The organism is Pseudomonas sp. SWRI50 (genome assembly GCF_014269095.1).
Taxonomy (GTDB): Bacteria; Pseudomonadota; Gammaproteobacteria; order Pseudomonadales; family Pseudomonadaceae; genus Aquipseudomonas; species Aquipseudomonas kermanshahensis.
The window spans coordinates 142349-162401 of record NZ_JABWRW010000013.1; the positions used below are offsets into that span (position 1 = coordinate 142349).

Consider the following 20053-nt stretch of genomic DNA (forward strand, 5'->3'; position numbering starts at 1 on the left):
TTTCGCGACACAAGGCCGCTCCTACAGTGGATTGCGTAAGCCGGTAAAACCCAAACACGGCTCATTGACAACAGCCAACCCCACTGCCAATAATTCACATAGTCATACGACAACCTACAACAACTAACAACGAGCCGGCCATGACCCCAACTCCCCTCAATCGCCTGCTGCTCACCGGAGCCGCAGGCGGCCTGGGCAAGGTCCTTCGCGAACGCCTGCAAGGCTACGCCGAGGTCCTGCGCCTTTCCGATATCAGCCCGATGGCACCTGCCGCGGGCCCGCATGAAGAGGTGGTGGCTTGCGACCTCGCCGACAAGGCAGCGGTCCACGCCCTGGTCGAAGGCGTAGACGCCATCATCCACTTCGGTGGCGTGTCCACCGAGCATTCCTTCGAAGACATCCTCGGCCCCAACATCTGCGGCGTGTTCCACGTCTACGAGGCGGCGCGCAAGCATGGCGTCAAGCGCATCATCTTCGCCAGCTCCAACCACACCATCGGTTTCTACCGCCAGGACGAGCGCATCGACGCCCACTCCCCGCGCCGCCCCGACAGCTACTACGGGCTGTCCAAATGCTACGGCGAAGATGTCGCCAGCTTCTACTTCGATCGCTATGGCATCGAGACCGTAAGCATTCGTATTGGCTCGTCGTTCCCGCAACCGCAGAACCCGCGGATGCTCTGCACCTGGCTGAGCTACGACGACCTGGTCCAGCTGATCGAGCGCGGGCTGTTCACGCCCAACGTCGGCCACACCATCGTCTATGGCGCCTCCGACAACCGCACCGTGTGGTGGGACAACCGCCATGCCGCGCACTTGGGCTATGCGCCTAAAGACACCTCCGAGGTGTTCCGCGAGGCCGTCGAAGCCCAACCGGCGCCCGCCGCCGATGACCCGAGCATGGTCTATCAGGGCGGCGCCTTCGCCGTGGCCGGACCGTTCAACTGACCCCCGCGCGCCAGGAGGCACGGCCATGAACTGCGAACTGATCGTCGACGCCCGCAACGGTACCGGCGAAAGCCCTGTGTGGCACCCTACCGAACAGGCCCTGTACTGGGTCGACATCCCTGCCCGCACACTGCACCGCTGGCAGCCCAATGGGGCCCAGCAGGCGTGGCAAGGTGACGAAATGCTCGCCTGCATCGCCCGCACCGAACACGGGTGGGTCGCGGGGATGGAAAGCGGCATCTTCCACCTCGAACCCAAGGCCGACGGCAGCCTCGACAGCCGCCTGCTCAGCACCGTCGAACATGCCCAGGGCGGCATGCGCTTCAACGATGGGCGCTGCGACCGCCAGGGCCGCTTCTGGGCCGGCACCATGTTGATGGACATGCCGCAGGGTGCCCATGTCGGGGCGCTGTACCGGCATGACGGCGAAGGGCACCTGCACCTGCAGCAGGACGGCATGATCGTGCCCAATGGCCTGGCCTTCAGCCCCGACGGCACGCGCATGTACCTGTCGGACTCGCACCCCAACGTGCAGAAGATCTGGGTATTCGACTACGACATCGACAGCGGTACGCCCCACAACAAGCGGTTGTTCGTCGACATGCATGCCTACCCTGGCCGCCCAGACGGCGCCGCCATCGACCAGGACGGCTGTTACTGGATCTGCGGCAACGACGCCGGCCAGGTCCACCGCTTCACCCCCGATGGCCGCCTGGACCGCTCGCTCAATGTGCCGGTGAAAAAACCGGCCATGTGCGCCTTTGGTGGCGCCAACCTGGACACCCTGTTCGTCACGTCGATCCGCCCTGCGGGCATTGACCTCTCCGACCAGCCGCTGGCCGGTGGGGTATTTGCCTTCGAACTCGGCATCAAAGGCCTGGAGGAGCCTGCCTTCCGGGGCTGAACCCCCGCTCTGCCACACACTTGCACACACGAAACCGGATAATAAAAACCACGGAGTTTCACCATGACCTTCAAACGCAAGCTGCTCCTTGCCGTACTCCCCTTCGCCTTCAGCCTGTCGATGCCGGCCTCCGCGCTGGACATCAAGTTTGCCGAGATTCACCCGGCCGGCTACCCGACCGTGGTCGCCGAACAGAACATGGGCAAAAAGCTCGAAGCCGCCAGCAATGGCGAGATCACCTTCAAGATGTTCGCCGGTGGGGTGCTCGGCTCCGAGAAGGAAGTGATCGAGCAGGCACAGATTGGTGCCGTACAAATGACCCGCGTCAGCCTGGGGATCGTCGGCCCGGTGGTGCCGGACGTGAACGTGTTCAACATGCCGTTCGTGTTCCGTGACCATGAACACATGCGCAAGATCATCGACGGCGACATCGGCCAGGAGATCCTCGACAAGATCACTAACTCCGAATTCAACCTGGTGGCCCTGGCCTGGATGGATGGCGGCTCGCGCAGCATCTACACGAAAAAACCGGTGCGCAGCCTTGAAGACCTCAAGGGCATGAAGATCCGCGTGCAGGGCAACCCACTGTTCATCGACATGATGAACGCCATGGGCGGCAACGGCATTGCCATGGACACTGGCGAAATCTTCAGCGCCCTGCAGACCGGCGTGATCGACGGCGCCGAGAACAACCCGCCGACGCTGCTCGAGCACAACCACTTCCAGAGTGCCAAGTACTACACCCTCACTGGCCACCTGATCCTGCCGGAACCGGTGGTGATGTCCAAGACCACCTGGAACAAGCTCACCGCAGACCAACAGGCACTGGTGAAGAAAGTCGCGCGTGAAGCGCAGATGGAAGAGCGTGCGCTGTGGGACGCCAAGTCCGCAGCCAGCGAAGAGAAGCTGAAGGCGGCCGGTGTCGAGTTCATCACCGTCGACAAAAAGCCGTTCTTCGACGCCACCGCATCGGTCCGCGAGAAGTACGGCGCACCGTACGCCGACCTGATGAAGCGTATCGACGCCGTCCAGTAATACCGGCCCCTTCCAAGACGACCTCGACAGTGCGGCAGCCGCCGCCCTGTCGCTTTGGTGATGCCTATGAAATCGCTTTTCCTGAGCGTGAACGACACGCTGTACCGCTGCTGCATCTGGATTGCGGGCCTGTCGATCCTGACCATGACGCTGATCATTCCGTGGGGCATCTTCGCCCGCTACGTGCTGGGCACCGGTTCCAGCTGGCCTGAGCCGGTCGCGATCTTGCTGATGGTGGTGTTCACTTTCGTCGGCGCCGCCGCCAGCTACCGGGCGGGGGCGCACATGGCGGTGGCGATGATCACCGACCGCCTGCCCGCCCTGCAGCGCCAGCTGGTTTCACTGCTGGTGCAACTGCTGATGATCGTGGTGTGCGTGTTCATGACCTATTACGGCACCAAGCTGTGCATCACCACCTGGAACCAGTCGCTGGCTTCTCTGCCAGGCATACGCGTGGGCATGACTTACGCGCCGATCCCGGTGGGGGGCGTGCTGACGCTGATCTTTGTCGTGGAAAAACTCCTGCTGGGCGACCAAAGCAACCGCAAGGTGGTGCGTTTCGACCTGGCTGAAGAAAGCGAAGGAGCTGCGTAAATGGATGCGTTCATTCTGTTGGGCAGTTTCATCGCGCTGATCCTGATCGGCATGCCGGTGGCTTACGCCTTAGGCCTGTCTGCGCTGATCGGCGCCTGGTGGATCGATATCCCGCTGCAGGCGATGATGATCCAGGTGGCCAGTGGGGTTAACAAGTTTTCGTTGCTGGCGATTCCGTTTTTCGTACTGGCTGGCGCGATCATGGCCGAGGGCGGCATGTCCAGGCGGCTGGTGGCGTTCGCCGGGGTACTGGTGGGCTTCGTGCGGGGCGGGTTGTCGCTGGTCAACATCATGGCCTCGACGTTCTTTGGCGCGATTTCCGGCTCGTCGGTGGCCGACACCGCGTCGGTGGGCTCGGTGCTGATCCCAGAGATGGAGCGCAAAGGCTACCCGCGTGAATTCTCCACCGCCGTGACCGTCAGTGGCTCGGTGCAGGCGCTGCTGACCCCGCCCAGCCACAACTCGGTGCTGTACTCGCTGGCTGCGGGGGGCACGGTGTCGATCGCTTCGCTGTTCATGGCTGGGGTGATGCCTGGGCTGTTGCTGAGCGCGGTGATGATGGGCCTGTGCCTGATCTTCGCGAAAAAGCGCAACTACCCCAAAGGCGAAGTGATCCCGCTGCGCCAGGCGCTGAAAATCGCTGGCGAGGCACTGTGGGGGCTGATGGCGATGGTCATCATCCTCGGCGGTATCCTGTCGGGCGTATTCACCGCGACCGAGTCGGCCGCCGTGGCCGTGGTCTGGTCGTTCTTCGTGACCATGTTCATCTACCGCGACTACAAGTGGCGTGACCTGCCCAAGTTGATGCACCGCACGGTACGCACCATCTCGATCGTGATGATCCTGATCGGCTTTGCCGCAAGCTTCGGCTACGTGATGACGCTGATGCAGATCCCCTCGAAAATCACCACGGCGTTCCTGACCCTGTCGGATAACCGTTACGTGATCCTCATGTGCATCAACTTCATGCTGCTGCTGTTGGGCACGGTGATGGACATGGCGCCGCTGATCCTGATCCTGACCCCGATCCTGCTGCCGGTGATCACGGGCATCGGCGTAGACCCAGTGCACTTCGGCATGATCATGTTGGTGAACTTGGGTATCGGCCTGATCACACCGCCGGTGGGCGCGGTGCTGTTCGTAGGTTCGGCCGTCGGCAAGGTGAGCATCGAGTCGACGGTGAAGGCGCTGCTGCCCTTCTACCTGGCGTTGTTCCTGGTATTGATGGCCGTGACCTACATCCCTGCCATCTCGCTCTGGCTGCCCAGCGTGGTGCTGTAAAGCCAAATGGGGCCGCTTGCGGCCCCATCCTCTTTTGCAAATGGATCCTGCACATGGCTGTTCCCTCCTCTGCCACTCCCCTCTTTCCTCGCAAGCTGGCGCTGGCGCTACTGGCGCTGCTGGCCTGCTCGTTCGCCGCCAACCACGTTGCCGCACGCATCGCCTTCGATGACGGCACCGGCGTGCTGCTGGCGATTCTCTGCCGCTCCGGCATCACCTTTCTGGTCCTGGCCTGCCTGCTGCTGTGGCAACGCCAGGCAGTGGGCCTGCCGACCGGCACACGGCGCTGGCAATTACTGCTTGGGCTGCTGATCGCCACGCAGAGCCTGTGCCTGTATTCGGCGGTGGCGCGCATCCCGGTGGCACTGGCGCTACTGGTGGGCAATACCTTCCCGATGTTGCTGGCGCTGCTCACGTGGGCCTTGGGCGGCGCGCGCCCGACTGGCCGCACCGTGCTGTTCATGGGCCTGATCCTCTGCGGCCTGGTGCTGGCGCTGGATGTACCGGCGCGGCTGGCCGACAGCGCCGACGCCAACCCGCACTGGGCCCTGGGCGTCAGCCTGGCCTTCTGCGCCGCGTGCGCCTTCGCCTGCGCGCTGTGGATCACCGATCACAAACTGGCCGCCGTACGCGGCCCGGTACGCAGCCTGCTGACCTTGCTGATCGTGTTCTCCAGCATGCTGGTGGCAGGCGCAAGCGGCGTGATGCCTTCCGGGCTGTCGCTGCCCGCCAGCAGCAGCGGGTGGGCGGCCTTGGCAAGCCTGGTGGTGCTGTATGGCGTGGCCTTCACCCTGCTGTTTGTCTGTGTGCCCCGGCTGAACATGGCGCAGAACGCGCCGGTGATGAACATCGAACCGATCGCCACCTTGCTGCTGGGCTGGGCGTTGCTGGATCAGCGCCTGAGTACCTGGCAACTGATCGGCGGTGCCGTGGTGGTGTGCGGCATCGTGCTGCTGACCTATCGCCGGGCGAGCTGAGCAAACATTCTGAAAGGAGCCGCTGATGGCTGTCACCGAACTGCACCTGCAAGACCACCTGACCCGCCTGAGCCTGGCGCCGGACCTGGGCGCCAGCCTGATCAACTGGGAAGTGAAAGCGACCGGGCAGGCGCTGCTGCGCCACTCTGACCAAGACGCGCTGGCCAGCGGCACGCCGCGGCAACTGGCGTGCTACCCACTGGCGCCTTGGTCCAACCGGATTGCCCAAGGGGGGTTCGAGCGCCCCGAAGGTTGGCTGGCGTTGGCGCCCAACACCGCACACGACCCCTACCCGATTCATGGCACCGCCTGGCAGCAGGCCTGGCAGGTGGACCACCACAGTGAACGCCGTGCCCGGCTGACGCTCGACAGTCAGTTGCCCTTTGCCTACCGGGCGACGCTGGATGTGCACCTGCTCGACGGGTGCCTGAACCTCGACTTGCATGTAACCCACCTGGATGAAACGGCCACCTGGTATGGGCTGGGGCTGCACCCCTACTTCCCGCGCTATCCGGACACCCGGCTAAGCGCTATGGCGCAGCATGTGTGGCTGGCAGAAGAGGGGCGGCTGCCTTCGTACCCGGCTGAGCTGCCTGATGACTGGTGCTTCGACACCCCGGCCGGGTTGCCGACCAGGGTGGTCGATCATGCGTTCGGTGGTTGGCCTGGCAGCTGCGTGATCGAACAGCCCAGCGCAGGCTATGCCCTGGAATGCACGGCCAGTGGGTGTGAACACTTTCTGTTGTTCTGCCCACCGGGCAAGGCGTTTTTCTGCTTCGAGCCGGTCAGCCACCCGATCAACGCGCATCACCTGCCAGGGCGGCCAGGGTTGCGGTTGTTGCAGCAGGGTGAGGCGATGAGCTTGGGGTTCAAGATGCAGTATCGGGCGCTGTAGGGGGTTGCCTGTATAGGGGTCGCTTTGCGACCCATCGCCGCAAGCCAGCTCCCACAGGTGCGGCGCTAGCCTTGGAGGCTACACCGTTCGGGTGGGAGCTGGCTTGCCGGCGATGGGCTGCAGAGCAGCCCCGCGATCTCAAGCTTTAAACCAGCACTTCGCCGGTGGCCACGCCCTGCCGCGCGACCGGCTCACCCCGTACCTCACGCGCAACCTTCCACACCAGCACCGCCGCAACGATATCGAACGCTGCCAGCACCACGAACAGCGGGCTGTAGCCGATCTGCGTCACCAGGATGCCGAACACCAGGGTAAACACCGCCGCGCCCAGGTACCCGCACATCCCGCCCATACCTGTCGCGGTGGCCACCTGGTCCTTGCTGAACGAATCCGACGTGATCGAATACAGCGCCCCCGACAGCGTCTGGTGCGCAAAGCCACCCATGCACAGCAGCAAAATCGCGGTATACGGGCTTTCAACCAAGCCAATGCACGCTGGACCGATCATGCAGCTGGCACCGAATACCAGCACCATCTTGCGCGACGTGAACAACGACACCCTCAAGTGACGGTGGAACAGCGGGCTCAGGTAACCACCGAGCACACAGCCGATGTCCGCCGCGAGAAACGGCAGCCAAGCGAACATCGCCACTTCCTTGATGTTCATGTGCCGCTCGGTCATCAGGTACAGCGGGATCCAGGCATTGAAGGTTTGCCAGGCCGGCTCCGAGAGGATTCGCGCGGAGGCGATGGCGTAGAAGTTCCGGGTCTTGAAGATGCGTTTCCAGGCGCCCTTCTCGCGCTTCTCTGCCTTGAAGTGCGCTTCCTGGCCAGACAGGATGTAGTCACGCTCTTCGCTGCTCAAGCGCTTCTGATCGCGAGGGTGTTTGTAGAACAGCATCCACAAAACCGTCCAGACGATGCCGGACACCCCGACCATCACAAAGGCCAGTTGCCAGCCGCTGTGCAGGATCGCCCACACCACCAGAGGCGGCGCCAGCAACGCACCCAGCGAGGAGCCGATGTTGAACCAGCCGATCGCCACCGACCGCTCTTTGGCTGGGAACCATTCAGTGGTGGCCTTGACCCCGGCAGGCAAGCCGGCCGCTTCGGTCATGCCCAGCAGCCCGCGCATGAAGGCCATGCTTTGCCAGCCCGTGGCCAAAGCTGCGCCAGCACACGCCACCGACCAGGCCATGGCGAACACGGCAAAACCGAGCTTGGTCCCGATGAAGTCGATAAACCAGCCGGCGATCGGCTGCATAAGGGCGTAGCACACCTGCCAGGCGGCGACGATCTTGGCGTATTGCTCGGTCGTGATGGAGAGGTCGGTCATCAAGGTGGGGGCAGCCACCGAGAGGGTATTGCGGGCGAGGTAGTTGACGACGAGCCCAGCCGTGACGAGGCTGACCATCCACCAACGGATGCCTTTGATCTTCATGGGTCACCTGAATCTTATTTTTAGAGGTGCGGGTGAGTGCCTCAACGCTGGCAGCGCTAATTGAGACAATTTGTTTCAGGCGCAAGATTGCCATGTCGTAGGTCGTCGTACAACATAAATTGTTAACGGATGTGTATCTATAGGGGGTGTTATTGCAGGGGGTTGTACGACCTCAATCCAGCCCTTGGGCTCGAAGCGCATGGGCTAGCATGTCGATGAAGGTCCTGACTTTGGCGGACCCGTACTTACTCTCCCGGTGCAGCACATGGATCGGCCAGGGGGCTTCTTCGTATTCGGCCAGAATGACCTGCAACTGCCCGTTTGCTATCTCGTCTGCCACTTGGTACGACAGCAACCGTGCGATCCCCAGCCCGCCACTGGCTGCGGCAATCGCCCCATCATTGCTGGTCACCGTCAGTCGCGGTTTCATGCGGACCAAGGTCGGCTCATCCGTCACGCCGAAGCGCCAACCGGCCCGGGGCGACAAGTTGGTGGTGCCGATCACCGCATGGCCTGGCAAGTCCGATGGGTGTTGCGGCACGCCGTGGCGCGCCAGGTAGTCCGGCGAGGCGCAGAGCATGCGCCGCACCCTGCCCACCCGCAGCGCCTTCAGGCCGGAGTCCGGCAGCGGGCCGATGCGCACGGCCACGTCCATGCCCTCCTCGACCATGTTCACCACCCGGTCGAGGAAGTACGCAGACACGTCGACCTCGGGGTATTGCTGCAGGTAACGAACGATGCACGGCATGACGAACTTCTTGCCGAACAGGATCGGCGCAGTAACGGCCAAGTCCCCCTTGGGCGTGGCGTTGATACCGGCCGCGGCTTCATTGGCCTCGTGGATGCTGGCGAGAATATGCCGGGTGTCTTCCAGGTAGCGGCCACCCGCTTCGGTCAGGCGCACGCTGCGGGTGGTGCGCAGCAGCAGTTTGACCCCCAACTGGTCTTCCAGGGCACTGACGGCACGGGTCACTGCGGCGGGCGAGATGTCCAGCCGGCGGGCGGCAGCGGCGAAGCTTTCCAGCTCGCCGACTGCTACGAACACCTTCATCAGGTGAATCTGATCCATGCCGGCTCCTGGGATGTCGGGGGTTGTGGATTATCGATTATCTGCGGTTTTTTCGCTGCCCTGTGCGCAGGCCACAACAGTCAGCACTACAGTTCCAGCACCAAGGCCTGCGCGCCCTCCTCCACTTTAGCCGGCACGGCACAGCAGATCAGCGCCGCACCGCTTTCCGGCATCTCGGCAGGCGGGTTCGGGTAATGCACCTGCCCACTCACCACCTTGGTCTTGCAGGTGCCGCATGAACCACCCCGGCAGCTGAAATCCGGCGACAACCCACGCGCCTCGGCAAGCTCCAGCAAGGTGCCGCTGCCCGGTGCCCAGCGCGCCTCCTTGGCCGAGCTGGCGAAGTACACCGGCACCGGTTCGCTGGCAGCCGGAGGTTGCTGCAGCACCGGCTGGTCGTCATCGGTGTGCCGCCTGAGCGTCGATGGCCCAAAGGCTTCGGCATGGATACGTGCGTCGGGTACATGCACGGCACGCAGCCCTTCGTACAGGTCCTGGGTAAAACTCGCTGGGCCACACACATAGAAATCGTAGTCATCCAGCACCAGCTGGGCTTTCACCTGCTCAATGCCCAGCCGGCCAGCATGCTCGTAGTCGCGCCCCCTGACCGCATCGGCCTCAGGCTGGCTCAGGCAACGGTGCACACGCAACCATTCGCCCGCTTGCTGGCGCAGCGCCGCCAGTTCTTGCTGGAAGGGCAAGTCAGCCAGGCTTCGCGCACCGTGAAACAGGTGAATAGGCCGCGACTGGCGCTGGGCCAATTGTGCTCGTAGCATGGCGATCAATGGCGTGATACCCACACCCGCGCCAATCAGTACAATCGGCCGTGCGCTTTGCTCATCCAGGGTAAAACTGCCCATGGGCAGGCGCACATCGAGCAGGTCCCCCACCGCAATGCGCTCATGCAGATAGCGCGATGCCGCGCCCTGGGCCTTGACGCTGATGCGCAGGTAACCGTCCGACGGGGCGCTGGAAACGCTGTAGGTGCGAATCAGCGGGGCATCGCTGCCCAGCGCGATACGCACAGGAATATGCTGCCCTGGCGCAAACTGCACGGGTGCATCTGCCGCCAGGTAGAACGAGCGAATATCACGGCTCTCCTGCTCCAGGCGCACCACCCGCCACGCCTGCCATTGACGCTGACGCTCACGCTGTTGCAGGCGTTCGCCGGCCTCGGCCCAGGTGCCGGTCATCAGGCTGGTCGGCGCGTATTCTTTAAAGGCCCAGCGCAGCGACACGGCTGCCGGGCGCCATACCACGTGCTCGACGTCCAGCGTCCACAGCCGCTCGGCGCCCTCGAACGCATTGATGGCAGGGCTCTCCAGTACCACTTCGGCATGCCCGCAAAGCTGCAGTACATTGCCGGTGGCGAAGTCGATGAACAGCAGCCCTGCCACCGGGTTCACCAACAGGTTGCCCAGCGTGTTGAAATGCAAATTGCCGGCGTAATCGGGAATGGTCAGGCGGTTGCCCTCGACCTTGACGAACCCAGGCCGACCGCCGCGGTGGGACACATCGACCGAACGCTGGCCATCGTCTTGCTCGACGTAGCTTGCAACAAAAAAGGTATCGGCCGCTTCGATCATGGCAACCGCGCGGGCATCCAGTGCAGTGGCATCGACGCGCCCTTTTGCCAGCTCATCGCTACGCGTGTACTCGCGCAGCTGGATGTACTGAGGGCAGTTGCCGAACGACTGCTCTACCGTCACTTCCAGTTGCCCGTTAAGTGCCTGGCCGATCAGGCCGTTGATTCGGTTGCGCCGGCGCGTATGCAACTCGATGCCCAGCAGCCCAATTGCCTGCCCGCTCGCCAGCCCTGGTGTGGCGGGGTCATCAGCTTTCAGGTCCACGTTGATCAGCAACTGGCGTGGGTCGGGCGAGCTGACGAAGCCTTGCGGGCCTTCGAGGAAGGTTGCCCACGGCCTGCCGTGGGCATCCACACTGCCCGCCACCATGAACGGCAACTGCTGATAGAACGCGCGATGCTGGTCTGGCATGAAGTCGCGAATGACCTTCTGCCCGAACACCTCCATGCGCTCCGACACACCGACCTTTTCCTGCAGGATCTTCTCACCGCTGTGCCAAGGTGACGCGCGATGGCCTGGGAGCTGATGCATGGTGGCATTCCTCGAAAAGGGTTGAGCTCAATCGCCGGCTTGCAGGCCCGTGGCAGTACGCGGCATCGGCACGAAACCTGGCAGCGCCTCGACCCGTGCCAGCCAACTGCGCACGTTGGCGTACGGCTCCAGCGAGACATTGCCCTCTGGTGCATGGGCGATGTAGGAGTAGTTGGCAACGTCAGCGATGGTGGGCTCACTGCCTGTCAGGAAGGGGGCCTTGGCCAGTTCGGCGTCGATCACCTTGAGTAGGGTATGGGCACGGCCGATGACTTCATCGGTGTTGAACGCGGCGCCGAACACGGTCACCAGGCGAGCGGCAGCCGGGCCAAAAGCCAAAGGGCCTGCGGCGACCGACAGCCAGCGCTGCACGCGCGCTGCGGCTTCGGGCTCCTCGGGCAACCAGGTGCCGTTGTCGTATTTCTTGGCCAGGTACACCAGGATGGCGTTGGAATCGGCGATGACCGTGCCGTTGTCGTCGATGACCGGCACCTGCCCGAACGGGTTGAGGGCAAGGAACGCAGGCTGCTTGTGCTCACCTTTGGCCAGGTCGACGAAAACCAGCTCGGTCGGCAGGTTCAGCAACGAGAGCATCAGCTCGATACGGTGTGCGTGGCCAGACTTGGGGAAGTTGTAGAGTTTGATCTTGGTCGACATGGGCTTGGCTCCTGGTCAGCGCCGGAATGGGCTGGTGGAGGCCATGTTGGACCGATTCGACTGGCAGCAGAATCAGTGCTGGGGGGAAACCATAATTTCGCGTGGCGGAATAATGCGTGTAGAAGCGGCGCTAGGCCGCTTTTACAGTGCAGTGCACAGGCTGCATCTTCGGCTCAATGCCGCTGATTATGGAACTTGAACAACTGGCGTGCCGCCTCGATCACCTGAGGCACACAGGCTTGAATGTCCTCTTCACGCATTTGATCGAGCAACTCGAAGTTGTCCTCCAGCCCATGCAGGGAAATGGCCTTGAGCAGTTGATCCTGCTCAGGCGGCAACGCGTCCCAGCTGGCGACCTGGGTACCGCGCATATAGCCGAAGCACCACTCTTCCATGATGATCACAGCGCCATCGTCGGTTTCATTTTCCTCGAACAGCGGTTCGAACTGATCGATGTTGTCACCCAGTTCGTCCGCCACTTGGCTGGCGTAACGCAACATCAACGCCGTGTACGCCTCTTCATGCGCGGGCTTCTTGAATTTCGGCACTTTGCCACCCGCAACGGCTGGCAACCATTGTTCGGGGTGGACGGTGATGGGGGAACTGGCCAGGGCGGTAAAAAAACCATTGAGCTCGGCCAGGTTGAGTACCGAATAATCGTTGCCGTAGGTGATCAGCAGGTCTTCGAGGCGGTCGAGTTCTTTTTCGCTGAGCGCGGGGAGCATGGGGGTTGTCCTGAAAAGCAAAAGTGCAAGCACCCTAGCACAGCACGCACCAGAAGGCTGCCCGCAGCGACGAGGCTGCGGGCAGTTTCGCTAGCGTGGCAACCACGTGGGCAGCAGGGCCTGCCTGCCTGACCCGATCAGCAGCCAGAGCAGGACTCGGCACTTGCGCGGGCAAAGTTGCCCAGCCATGTGCAGCCCTTTTTTCTGCAGGTCGATCTCGCCGCCGACAAACCCATAGGTCGCTAGTGCCGTAGGCCCCCTGCCTGTGCGGGTAGCCACGATCACTGGCAAGCCAGGCGTGAGCTGGCCCAGCATCTCGGACCAGGCGCCCGAGACGTGCCCGGCACCAAACCCCGCAATCACCAGCCCCTCGTAACCCAGCGCTGGCAAGGCCTGTAACAAGGCAGTGTCCGCATCCAGGCAGGCCTCCAACAGGGCAACGCGATGATCGAGACGATGCGGCAGTGGCAGTACCTCCCGTGGTGAAGGCTGGTGGTGATAGCGCGCAACACCTTCGACCACTTCGCCCACGGGGCCACTGCCTGGTGACTCAAAAGCGGACATCGCCAGGCTGGCGACCTTGCGAACCTTCGCGGCGCTGTGGATCTGGTCGTTGATCACAACCAGCACGCCACGCCCCTGACTGGCCTGGGCTAACGCCACTTGCGCGGCCGCCAGTAGATTGGCCGGCCCGTCACTTCCCGGTTGGCTGGCCGAGCGCATGGCACCGGTCAGCACCAAGGGGGCATCGTATGGCCAGAGCAGGTCGAAGAAGTAAGCTGTCTCCTCTAGCGTATCGGTCCCTTGGGTGAGCATCACGGCCTGCGCACCGCGCGCTATCTGACCACGCGCCCACGCCAGCACTTCAAGCAGCGTCACAAACCCAAGCGAAGCGCTGGGCAGCATGCCTAACGTCGCCACTTCGAGGTGCGCCATCTGCCTGAGCGCTGGCAGCAAGGACAGTTGCTTCTCACAATCGAGCGTTGGCGTTACCCCCCCCTCAACCGTATCGACCTGCATGCTGACCGTGCCGCCCAGGCTGGCGATCGACAGCCGAGGCAACTGTGGAGACTCAGTCATGCCGCACCTCCTATCAGCCCCACCAGCGGCACGATCGCCAATGTACTGAAGGCCATGGACAAGACATTGCCGATGTAGCCATGCATATAGCTTGGCAACCGGCCACTGATGGCCACCGCCAATGGCGGCGCTACCAGCGCACCCAGCACCGCGCTGGTTACCACGACCTGCCAGTCACCACCGTGCATCAGCACGGCAGCCGGAACGATCGACACAATGGGAATGTAAGTGGGGTACCAGCCGCGCGCCTGCCATTGACGACGCCACACCAGCACCCCCACCAATGACGCCAGCGCCTGGCCTGCCACCATCTGCACGACCAGTTGCGAACCGTAGGCCGGTGCAGCAGGAGCAATCACGCAGGCCAACAGCAGGCCCAACAACAACCCGAGGCTGGCAAGCTCATTGCCGAAAAATGGCGCTTCACTGAAGTCAGCCAATACACGTCGAAGGGTCCAGACCACACCGTAGTCAGGTTGACGGGTGACGGGCTGCAACCCAGCGGGCCTTTTGCCTTGCTGCACCCATGACGGGAAACGCTTGCACAGCAGGAAAGCCACTACGCTCGCCACCGCCATGCCGCCAACGTTGCCGATGACCACCGGCAACTGCAAAGGAATGCACAGGTAATTGACCAGGAGCAGGCTGGCAGGCGTTACCAGAAGCGCACCGAGTAGCGCCCCGGTAATCGTCACCTGCCAGCCTCCGCCAAACAGCAATACCATGGCAGCCGGCAGCGACACGAAAGCGACGAAGGTCGGTTGCCACCCTCCCCCAGCCAGCGTCCACCCCCACAAGACGTGGCTGAGCAGCAGGCCGAGCAGCGAGCTGGTGAACACCCACGGCCACAGCCCAGTGCCATAACAAATGGCAAAACCTTGCCAGCGGTAGCCACGAAGACCGGCCCAATGCGCCAGACAGGCCCCCAGCAGCAGGCCCAAAGCCGGCAACTCGTGCTTGTAGAAAGCGACTTCGCTGATGTCGCCGACTATCCAGCGCAAACGGCTCAAGGGTTGATCAAGTGTGGCGGTGAGCTGTGCGTAGTCCGGCCATTGGCCGAAAACCAGGCTAACTATCAGCAATACGCTCAGGCAGGCCAATATCACCAGCGGTGGCCTTTGCCTGGTCGGGATGCTTATCTCGTTCATGTTCTGCCTCCTCAGCGCGGCATCGGGGCATGCAGGCGATAACCGAGGGTGTGGTCATAAAGATCGGTACGCCGATCTCGCGGCAGATCATTGAGGCTGTTCCAGATCGGCGCAGACCGAGCCGCACTGAGGTCCACATCGGCATAGAGGATGCTTTCCTCTTCCGCGCTTGCCACTTCTCCGATCGGCCAGCCGTTGGTGCAGGCAATCAGCGAACAGCCCAGAAAACGACCACCACGCTCGCTGCCAATTCGGTTGGCAGCGGCGATATAGACGTTGTTGACGTGCGCTGCGGTCATGGTCAGGTAAGAAGCCATGCAGCGCCCGGCCTCATCGAACAGCGGCGGCGGCGTCCACACCCAGTTGTTGAGGCTGCAGAGGATGTCGGCGCCTTGTGCAGCCATCAGCCGGGGGACTTCGGGGAACCAGATATCCCAGCAGATCAGCAGGCCGATACGCCCAATGGGGGTTTCGAACACCGGGAACCCGAGGTTACCGGGCGTGAACCACAGCTTCTCCTGGTTCCATAAGTGCGCTTTGCGGTAGTGCCCAAGCATTCCTTCCGGGCCGAAAAGTACGGCGCTGTCATACAGCTTCATCCCATCCCGTTCGGCGAACCCCGCCGCCAGATAGATGTGATGATCCCGCGCAAAGTCCGCCCAGGCTTGGACGCTGCGCCCGTCTTGCAGAGTCTGCGCATGGGCATAGGCTTCTGCCCGCGAGTGGAACGTATAACCAGTGTTGGCAAGCTCTGGCAGCACAATCAGGTTGGCACCTTCGCGTACGGCGCGCCGGGCCAATGCCAGGCCCCTGCTCACGTTGCTATCACCGTGCTCGACCCCCACTTGAGGGTCATACTGGATGACTGCGATGCGCACGGGGCTGACAGGGGTGCAGTGTTCAGACATGGCGGCTTCCTTTTATGTTTGTTGTGGAAGGGCGCCAGTAAAGCGGGGTTGAGCCTGGGAGCGACAGTCAGGACGCTCCCACAAGATCGTAGGGACAAGGAAGAATTATTGAGGGAAGGGTCCTACATATTGATTGCCGACGCCCTGATTACCGCACTTGATAATGCGGGTAATGATCCAAGGTGAAGCCACCATTGAAGGTGGCTTTCGTGCGATTGCAGAGGTTGATCACGGTATCGATTGCAGTGCGCAGGCACGGCTCAGTCCAACCCGCGTCAACAGAGAAGGACTCTCCCGCCAGATAGAGTCCGGAGGCCGCGCTGAGGTCGCGGTTGTATTTCATCAGGCTGAGCGCGTCGTAATAGGTACCAGCCCTGTACAGCTTTGCGCAGCCGAGAGCATTTCTATCTGTCATCCAGCGCTGTATGCGGATGTTTCGAGTATCGATGTAAGGCGATATGGCTTCCCCCATATTGGTACAGCGCATCAGAATCCGGTCGAGTTCCTGGATGCATTTGTTGCCCAACGCCTGATCTGATATCGCCCCCAATTTAGTGGCGTCATCTTCCCAGGTATAACTGAGCAGGATGCAGTCATCGGAGTAGCTGTCGTTGTAGCGGTAGGCATAAACATCGTGCACGAAGCTGTCAGTGACGAGGATTTGAGGGATGGCCACTTTGCGGTCGAGAAAGCTTTTTTTGAGTGGTGCATAGACCTTGCAACTGGTTTCCCAGTGGGCATGCTTCCAGGCATCGATGATCCGTTGCGGCAAAATCTCTCGATTGAAGCCATCGATCTGTATCTGGGTTTCAATCAGCCATGAAGGCGTGGTGAGGATTACGCTGTCGAAATCCTCGTGCAGGACCTGGCTATGTGCCGGATCACTGTGCTGCCAGCGATACTCCACCCGGACACGCCCATCAGACTGCTTGTGCAATGCGCAGACTGAACTGTCGGTCAGCAGACCGTCGTCTCGTTGAATGAAGTGATCATAAAGCGATGTACCTTGCATCCCAACGTCCATGAACAGCAGACAATCATCCATCGCTGCAAGGCCCAAATAGGCAGGCGCCTGAAACATGAGCCCTTTGCTATCGGGTAACTGGCCCGCTCCCAAATACGGTGCGACGTAGGGTATGCCGCCCTCATCAACACGCCCATGCACCAACTGCAAATGGCTGCTGAAGCCAAAGATCGCAGTACGCAGCGGGTACAAGCAGCAGACGTCATAGAATGCGCCCCAGCTGCCATCTCCAATGCCGATTGCATAGAAAATTGCCGACTCATCGCTGTTCATCCCCAACCCGCCGAAGTCTCCGGGGTTTTCAGCGCTCCAGGCGTCAAGGGCAGGCAACTGCACTAGGTCCCGGAAAGACAAGCGGTGATAACGTTCGACGATTGCCGACCACATCGCCTCCCAACCCCCCGTCCCATAATGAGCAGCGACCCGCTCGGCGAAATGCTCCGCAAAGCGCCGCCATTTGTTGTAGACATTCTGCAGCGTGAGGGTGGGAGGTGGTGTGTCTCCTTCCGGGTTAATCCAAATCAGCAGCGTTGGATCCCCCTTCCCATCCAGCTGACCCTCTCGCAGATAAATACCGGTGGCATTCACCCAGGGCGTACCGGGATTGGGAAAGTCAGTCAGGCGCAGCTCGAACACACTGGCGTAATAGGCCATAAGCGAGCGACCGTCCTTGGGTGGCTCTCCTGTCCTATTGAACAACGGCATACGCATAGCCCCCATTTCGAATGGGGTGGTGGGGTGCTTGTGATCCCCAAGCGTGTTCACCACAGTCAAATGACGCCCGCCCACACGCTTCGATTGCTCAATCAGGGTGATATGGGTAAAACCGCAACGCAACAGCTCCCGTGCGGCGGTCAACCCCGTTACACCAGCACCGATAATGCATATTCGGTGATGCGGCTGAGTAGCACGGGCTATACCTCCCGCTTGCTCGAGCAACCGGCGGTAATCAAAACAGAGATCGGGTGGATTGGGGTAGCGTGCAGCCCATGGCTGGGCTGGGGATGACGGCTCAACGGCCAAGTGTGCGGGGTGGTTGTGAGTCGATCCGATCGTCATGTTCTCGTGTTCGCCAAGGGTTGGGGAACCTGAGAATGGAGAATCGTAGAGTGACAGGCGCGGTGTTTATTTAATACCACTTGGTGTCTGGCGCAAAGCATTCGCGGGGGCGTGCCTACTCCCAAGGTAAGCACAGTCCTTAGGAACTGTGCAGTACTTGTGGGAGCGGGCTTGCCCCGCGAATAGGCCGTTAAGCCTTACACCGCCAGCGCGCGCTCACGCAGCTCGCTGTTGAGGATGCGGTCGTTCTCGCTGTAGTCGACCGGGCAGTCGATCACGTGTACGCCAGGGGTCTTGATGCAGTGCTCGAGCAGCGGCAGCAAGCCTTCGGCGCTTTCCACGCGGTGGCCATTGGCACCGTAGGCTTCGGCGTATTTGACGAAGTCCGGGTTGCCGTAGTCCAGGCCGAAATCGGTGAAGCCCATGTTGGCCTGCTTCCAGCGGATCATGCCGTAGCCGTCGTCACGCAAGATCACCACAGTGATGTGCATGCCCAGACGGACTGCGGTTTCGAGCTCTTGGCTGTTCATCATGAAGCCGCCGTCGCCACATACCGAGATTACCGGGCGGTCCGGGTACACCAGGTGCGCTGCCATCGCCGACGGCAGGCCGGCGCCCATGGTCGCCAGGGCGTTGTCGAGCAGCACGGTGTTCGGCTTGTGGGCCTTGTAGTTACGGGCGAACCAGATCTTGTAGATGCCGTTGTCGAGGGCAACGATACCTTCAGACGGCAGCACGCGACGGATGTCAGCGACCAGGCGCTGCGGGTAGACCGGGAAGCGGTCGTCGTCGGCGCCTTCGGCGATTTGCGCTTCGTTGGCTTCACGGATGGCCATGAGGCGGGTGAAGTCCCAGTGCGAAGTGTCGCCCAGGCCTTCAGCGATCTGCCAGACGGCGTTGGCGATGTCGCCGATCACTTCGACCTGCGGGAAGTACACGGCATCGACTTCGGCGGAGCGGAAGCTGATGTGGATGACTTCGGTGCCGCCACGGACCATGAAGAACGGCGGCTTCTCGATCACATCGTGGCCGATGTTGATGATCAGGTCGGCCGCTTCGATTGCGCGGTGGACGAAGTCACCGGACGACAGCGCGGCGTTGCCCAGGAAGCGCGGGCTGCGCTCGTCGACCACACCCTTGCCCAACTGGGTGGTAACAAACGGAATGCCGGTCTTGTCGATCAGCTGCTTGAGGACCTTGGCGGTCATCTTGCGGTTGGCGCCGGCACCGATCACCAGGATCGGGCTGCGAGCGGTGCGCAGTTTTTCGATGGCGGCTTCGATGGCCACGTGCTCGGCCAGCGGGCGGCGGTGCAGGCTGCGTGGGATCGGCATGGCATCAGTCTGCTCGGCAGCGATGTCTTCCGGCAGTTCCAGGTGCACGGCGCCTGGTTTTTCTTCTTCAGCCAGGCGGAACGCTTCACGCATGCGCGAAGGAATGTTGTCGGCCGAGGCGAACTGATGGGTGTACTTGGTGATGGGGGCCATCATGCCGCACACATCGATGATCTGGAAGCGGCCCTGTTTGGACTTCTTGATCGGCTTTTGGCCGGTGATCATCATCATCGGCATACCGCCGAGGTAGGCGTATGCACTGGCGGTGACCAGGTTGGTCGCGCCAGGGCCGAGGGTCGACAGGCTGACGCCGGTCTTGCCGGTCAGGCGGCCATAGGTGGCGGCCATGAAGCCCGCAGATTGTTCGTGGCGGGTCAGGACCAGCTTGATCTTCGACTTGCGCAGGGATTCCAGCAGGTCGAGGTTTTCCTCACCAGGGATGCCGAACACATACTCGACACCTTCGTTTTCCAGGCATTGCACAACGACATCGGCGGCCTTAGCCATCTTGCTCTCTACCTCAAGTGATAGGACGGTGAAAGTCCATAAATGCGCAGCACGGCACGCTGGCATCGCTCTATTCGGGCGCGAGGGTGCCCCGAACCTAAGTCTTGACGCAGGTTAGGCAGGGCAAAGTCACGTGCACGAACAGGATTAATTGTCGCACCCTTGGGCGCGTTTGGAGAGGTACAGGACGGACAAAACATCTTTGCCTGGAGACAGCGAATCTGCGGCTATAAACGGCAGAAAGACAAAACCCCTACCTGCTCGCGCAGATAGGGGTTTTGCGAAATGAATCTTGACGATGACCTACTCTCACATGGGGAAACCCCACACTACCATCGGCGATGCATCGTT

At 61.8% G+C, this 20053-nt stretch carries 17 protein-coding genes; 7 read left to right on the top strand and 10 right to left on the bottom strand.

Going from position 1 to position 20053, the window contains the following annotated elements:
- Nucleotides 1–140: 140 nt before the first annotated feature.
- The 7 genes from HU750_RS15650 to HU750_RS15680 all read left to right on the top strand — a co-directional run bounded on the left by HU750_RS15650 (nt 141) and on the right by HU750_RS15680 (nt 6633).
- On the top strand, nt 141–947 hold the full coding sequence (locus tag HU750_RS15650; protein ID WP_085272384.1) for an NAD-dependent epimerase/dehydratase family protein: 807 nt from the start codon (nt 141–143) through the stop codon (nt 945–947).
- Between the two features lie 25 nt (nt 948–972).
- Nucleotides 973–1851, top strand: coding sequence for a glucurono-1,5-lactonase (locus tag HU750_RS15655; protein ID WP_186681015.1), 879 nt, complete (start codon nt 973–975; stop codon nt 1849–1851).
- Nucleotides 1852–1914: 63 nt separating this feature from the next.
- Nucleotides 1915–2886, top strand: coding sequence for a TRAP transporter substrate-binding protein (locus HU750_RS15660; RefSeq protein WP_027594705.1), 972 nt, complete (start codon nt 1915–1917; stop codon nt 2884–2886).
- A 66-nt stretch (nt 2887–2952) separates the two neighbouring features.
- Entirely contained in the window at nt 2953–3480 is a 528-nt protein-coding gene (locus HU750_RS15665; protein ID WP_186681017.1) for a TRAP transporter small permease, read from the top strand.
- Complete coding sequence (locus tag HU750_RS15670) at nt 3481–4761, top strand: TRAP transporter large permease (protein WP_027594707.1); 1281 nt, start codon at nt 3481–3483, stop codon at nt 4759–4761. It abuts the gene before it with no gap.
- A gap of 53 nt (nt 4762–4814) precedes the next feature.
- Complete coding sequence (locus tag HU750_RS15675) at nt 4815–5738, top strand: EamA family transporter (RefSeq protein ID WP_027594708.1); 924 nt, start codon at nt 4815–4817, stop codon at nt 5736–5738.
- A 25-nt stretch (nt 5739–5763) separates the two neighbouring features.
- Complete coding sequence (locus HU750_RS15680; RefSeq protein ID WP_099430228.1) at nt 5764–6633, top strand: aldose 1-epimerase; 870 nt, start codon at nt 5764–5766, stop codon at nt 6631–6633.
- 145 nt (nt 6634–6778) lie between these two features.
- On the opposite strand, the gene HU750_RS15685 is transcribed toward HU750_RS15680, so the two are convergent.
- The 10 genes from HU750_RS15685 to HU750_RS15730 all read right to left on the bottom strand — a co-directional run bounded on the left by HU750_RS15685 (nt 6779) and on the right by HU750_RS15730 (nt 19702).
- Nucleotides 6779–8074 carry an MFS transporter gene (locus HU750_RS15685; protein ID WP_186681019.1) on the bottom strand — a complete coding sequence of 432 codons (1296 nt, stop codon included), beginning with the start codon at nt 8072–8074 and terminating at the stop codon, nt 6779–6781.
- 172 nt (nt 8075–8246) lie between these two features.
- Nucleotides 8247–9143: a LysR family transcriptional regulator gene (locus tag HU750_RS15690; RefSeq protein ID WP_027594711.1), complete on the bottom strand. Its 897-nt coding sequence runs from the start codon at nt 9141–9143 to the stop codon at nt 8247–8249.
- 86 nt (nt 9144–9229) lie between these two features.
- Nucleotides 9230–11260, bottom strand: a complete 2031-nt coding sequence (locus tag HU750_RS15695; protein WP_186681021.1) for a pyridoxamine 5'-phosphate oxidase family protein — start codon at nt 11258–11260, stop codon at nt 9230–9232.
- 27 nt (nt 11261–11287) lie between these two features.
- The gene (locus HU750_RS15700) at nt 11288–11917 is read right to left on the bottom strand and encodes a glutathione S-transferase family protein (protein ID WP_027594713.1); all 630 of its coding nucleotides are present in this window, start codon (nt 11915–11917) and stop codon (nt 11288–11290) included.
- Between the two features lie 173 nt (nt 11918–12090).
- On the bottom strand, nt 12091–12642 hold the full coding sequence (locus HU750_RS15705) for a UPF0149 family protein (protein ID WP_027594714.1): 552 nt from the start codon (nt 12640–12642) through the stop codon (nt 12091–12093).
- Nucleotides 12643–12732: 90 nt separating this feature from the next.
- The gene (locus tag HU750_RS15710) at nt 12733–13722 is read right to left on the bottom strand and encodes an asparaginase (protein WP_186681024.1); all 990 of its coding nucleotides are present in this window, start codon (nt 13720–13722) and stop codon (nt 12733–12735) included.
- Nucleotides 13719–14870 carry a hypothetical protein gene (locus tag HU750_RS15715; protein ID WP_186681026.1) on the bottom strand — a complete coding sequence of 384 codons (1152 nt, stop codon included), beginning with the start codon at nt 14868–14870 and terminating at the stop codon, nt 13719–13721. The genes HU750_RS15710 and HU750_RS15715 overlap by 4 nt, the downstream gene beginning before the upstream one ends.
- Before the next feature lie 11 nt (nt 14871–14881).
- Complete coding sequence (locus tag HU750_RS15720; RefSeq protein ID WP_186681028.1) at nt 14882–15778, bottom strand: nitrilase family protein; 897 nt, start codon at nt 15776–15778, stop codon at nt 14882–14884.
- Between the two features lie 148 nt (nt 15779–15926).
- Entirely contained in the window at nt 15927–17861 is a 1935-nt protein-coding gene (locus HU750_RS15725) for a flavin monoamine oxidase family protein (protein WP_186681030.1), read from the bottom strand.
- 197 nt (nt 17862–18058) lie between these two features.
- Entirely contained in the window at nt 18059–19702 is a 1644-nt protein-coding gene (locus tag HU750_RS15730) for an acetolactate synthase large subunit (protein WP_186681032.1), read from the bottom strand.
- Between the last annotated feature and the right edge of the window lie 351 nt (nt 19703–20053).

Excerpts from the sequence above, each read along its gene's own strand:
- HU750_RS15710 (WP_186681024.1), bottom strand. The coding sequence starts at position 13,722 with ATGACTGAGTCTCCACAGTTGCCTCGGCTGTCGATCGCCAGCCTGGGC.
- HU750_RS15700 (WP_027594713.1), bottom strand. The coding sequence starts at position 11,917 with ATGTCGACCAAGATCAAACTCTACAACTTCCCCAAGTCTGGCCACGCA.
- HU750_RS15675 (WP_027594708.1), top strand. The coding sequence starts at position 4,815 with ATGGCTGTTCCCTCCTCTGCCACTCCCCTCTTTCCTCGCAAGCTGGCG.
- HU750_RS15665 (WP_186681017.1), top strand. The coding sequence starts at position 2,953 with ATGAAATCGCTTTTCCTGAGCGTGAACGACACGCTGTACCGCTGCTGC.
- HU750_RS15715 (WP_186681026.1), bottom strand. The coding sequence starts at position 14,870 with ATGAACGAGATAAGCATCCCGACCAGGCAAAGGCCACCGCTGGTGATA.
- HU750_RS15655 (WP_186681015.1), top strand. The coding sequence starts at position 973 with ATGAACTGCGAACTGATCGTCGACGCCCGCAACGGTACCGGCGAAAGC.
- HU750_RS15705 (WP_027594714.1), bottom strand. The coding sequence starts at position 12,642 with ATGCTCCCCGCGCTCAGCGAAAAAGAACTCGACCGCCTCGAAGACCTG.
- HU750_RS15725 (WP_186681030.1), bottom strand. The coding sequence starts at position 17,861 with ATGACGATCGGATCGACTCACAACCACCCCGCACACTTGGCCGTTGAG.
- HU750_RS15720 (WP_186681028.1), bottom strand. The coding sequence starts at position 15,778 with ATGTCTGAACACTGCACCCCTGTCAGCCCCGTGCGCATCGCAGTCATC.
- HU750_RS15730 (WP_186681032.1), bottom strand. The coding sequence starts at position 19,702 with ATGGCTAAGGCCGCCGATGTCGTTGTGCAATGCCTGGAAAACGAAGGT.
- HU750_RS15650 (WP_085272384.1), top strand. The coding sequence starts at position 141 with ATGACCCCAACTCCCCTCAATCGCCTGCTGCTCACCGGAGCCGCAGGC.
- HU750_RS15690 (WP_027594711.1), bottom strand. The coding sequence starts at position 9,143 with ATGGATCAGATTCACCTGATGAAGGTGTTCGTAGCAGTCGGCGAGCTG.
- HU750_RS15685 (WP_186681019.1), bottom strand. The coding sequence starts at position 8,074 with ATGAAGATCAAAGGCATCCGTTGGTGGATGGTCAGCCTCGTCACGGCT.
- HU750_RS15695 (WP_186681021.1), bottom strand. The coding sequence starts at position 11,260 with ATGCATCAGCTCCCAGGCCATCGCGCGTCACCTTGGCACAGCGGTGAG.
- HU750_RS15670 (WP_027594707.1), top strand. The coding sequence starts at position 3,481 with ATGGATGCGTTCATTCTGTTGGGCAGTTTCATCGCGCTGATCCTGATC.
- HU750_RS15660 (WP_027594705.1), top strand. The coding sequence starts at position 1,915 with ATGACCTTCAAACGCAAGCTGCTCCTTGCCGTACTCCCCTTCGCCTTC.
- HU750_RS15680 (WP_099430228.1), top strand. The coding sequence starts at position 5,764 with ATGGCTGTCACCGAACTGCACCTGCAAGACCACCTGACCCGCCTGAGC.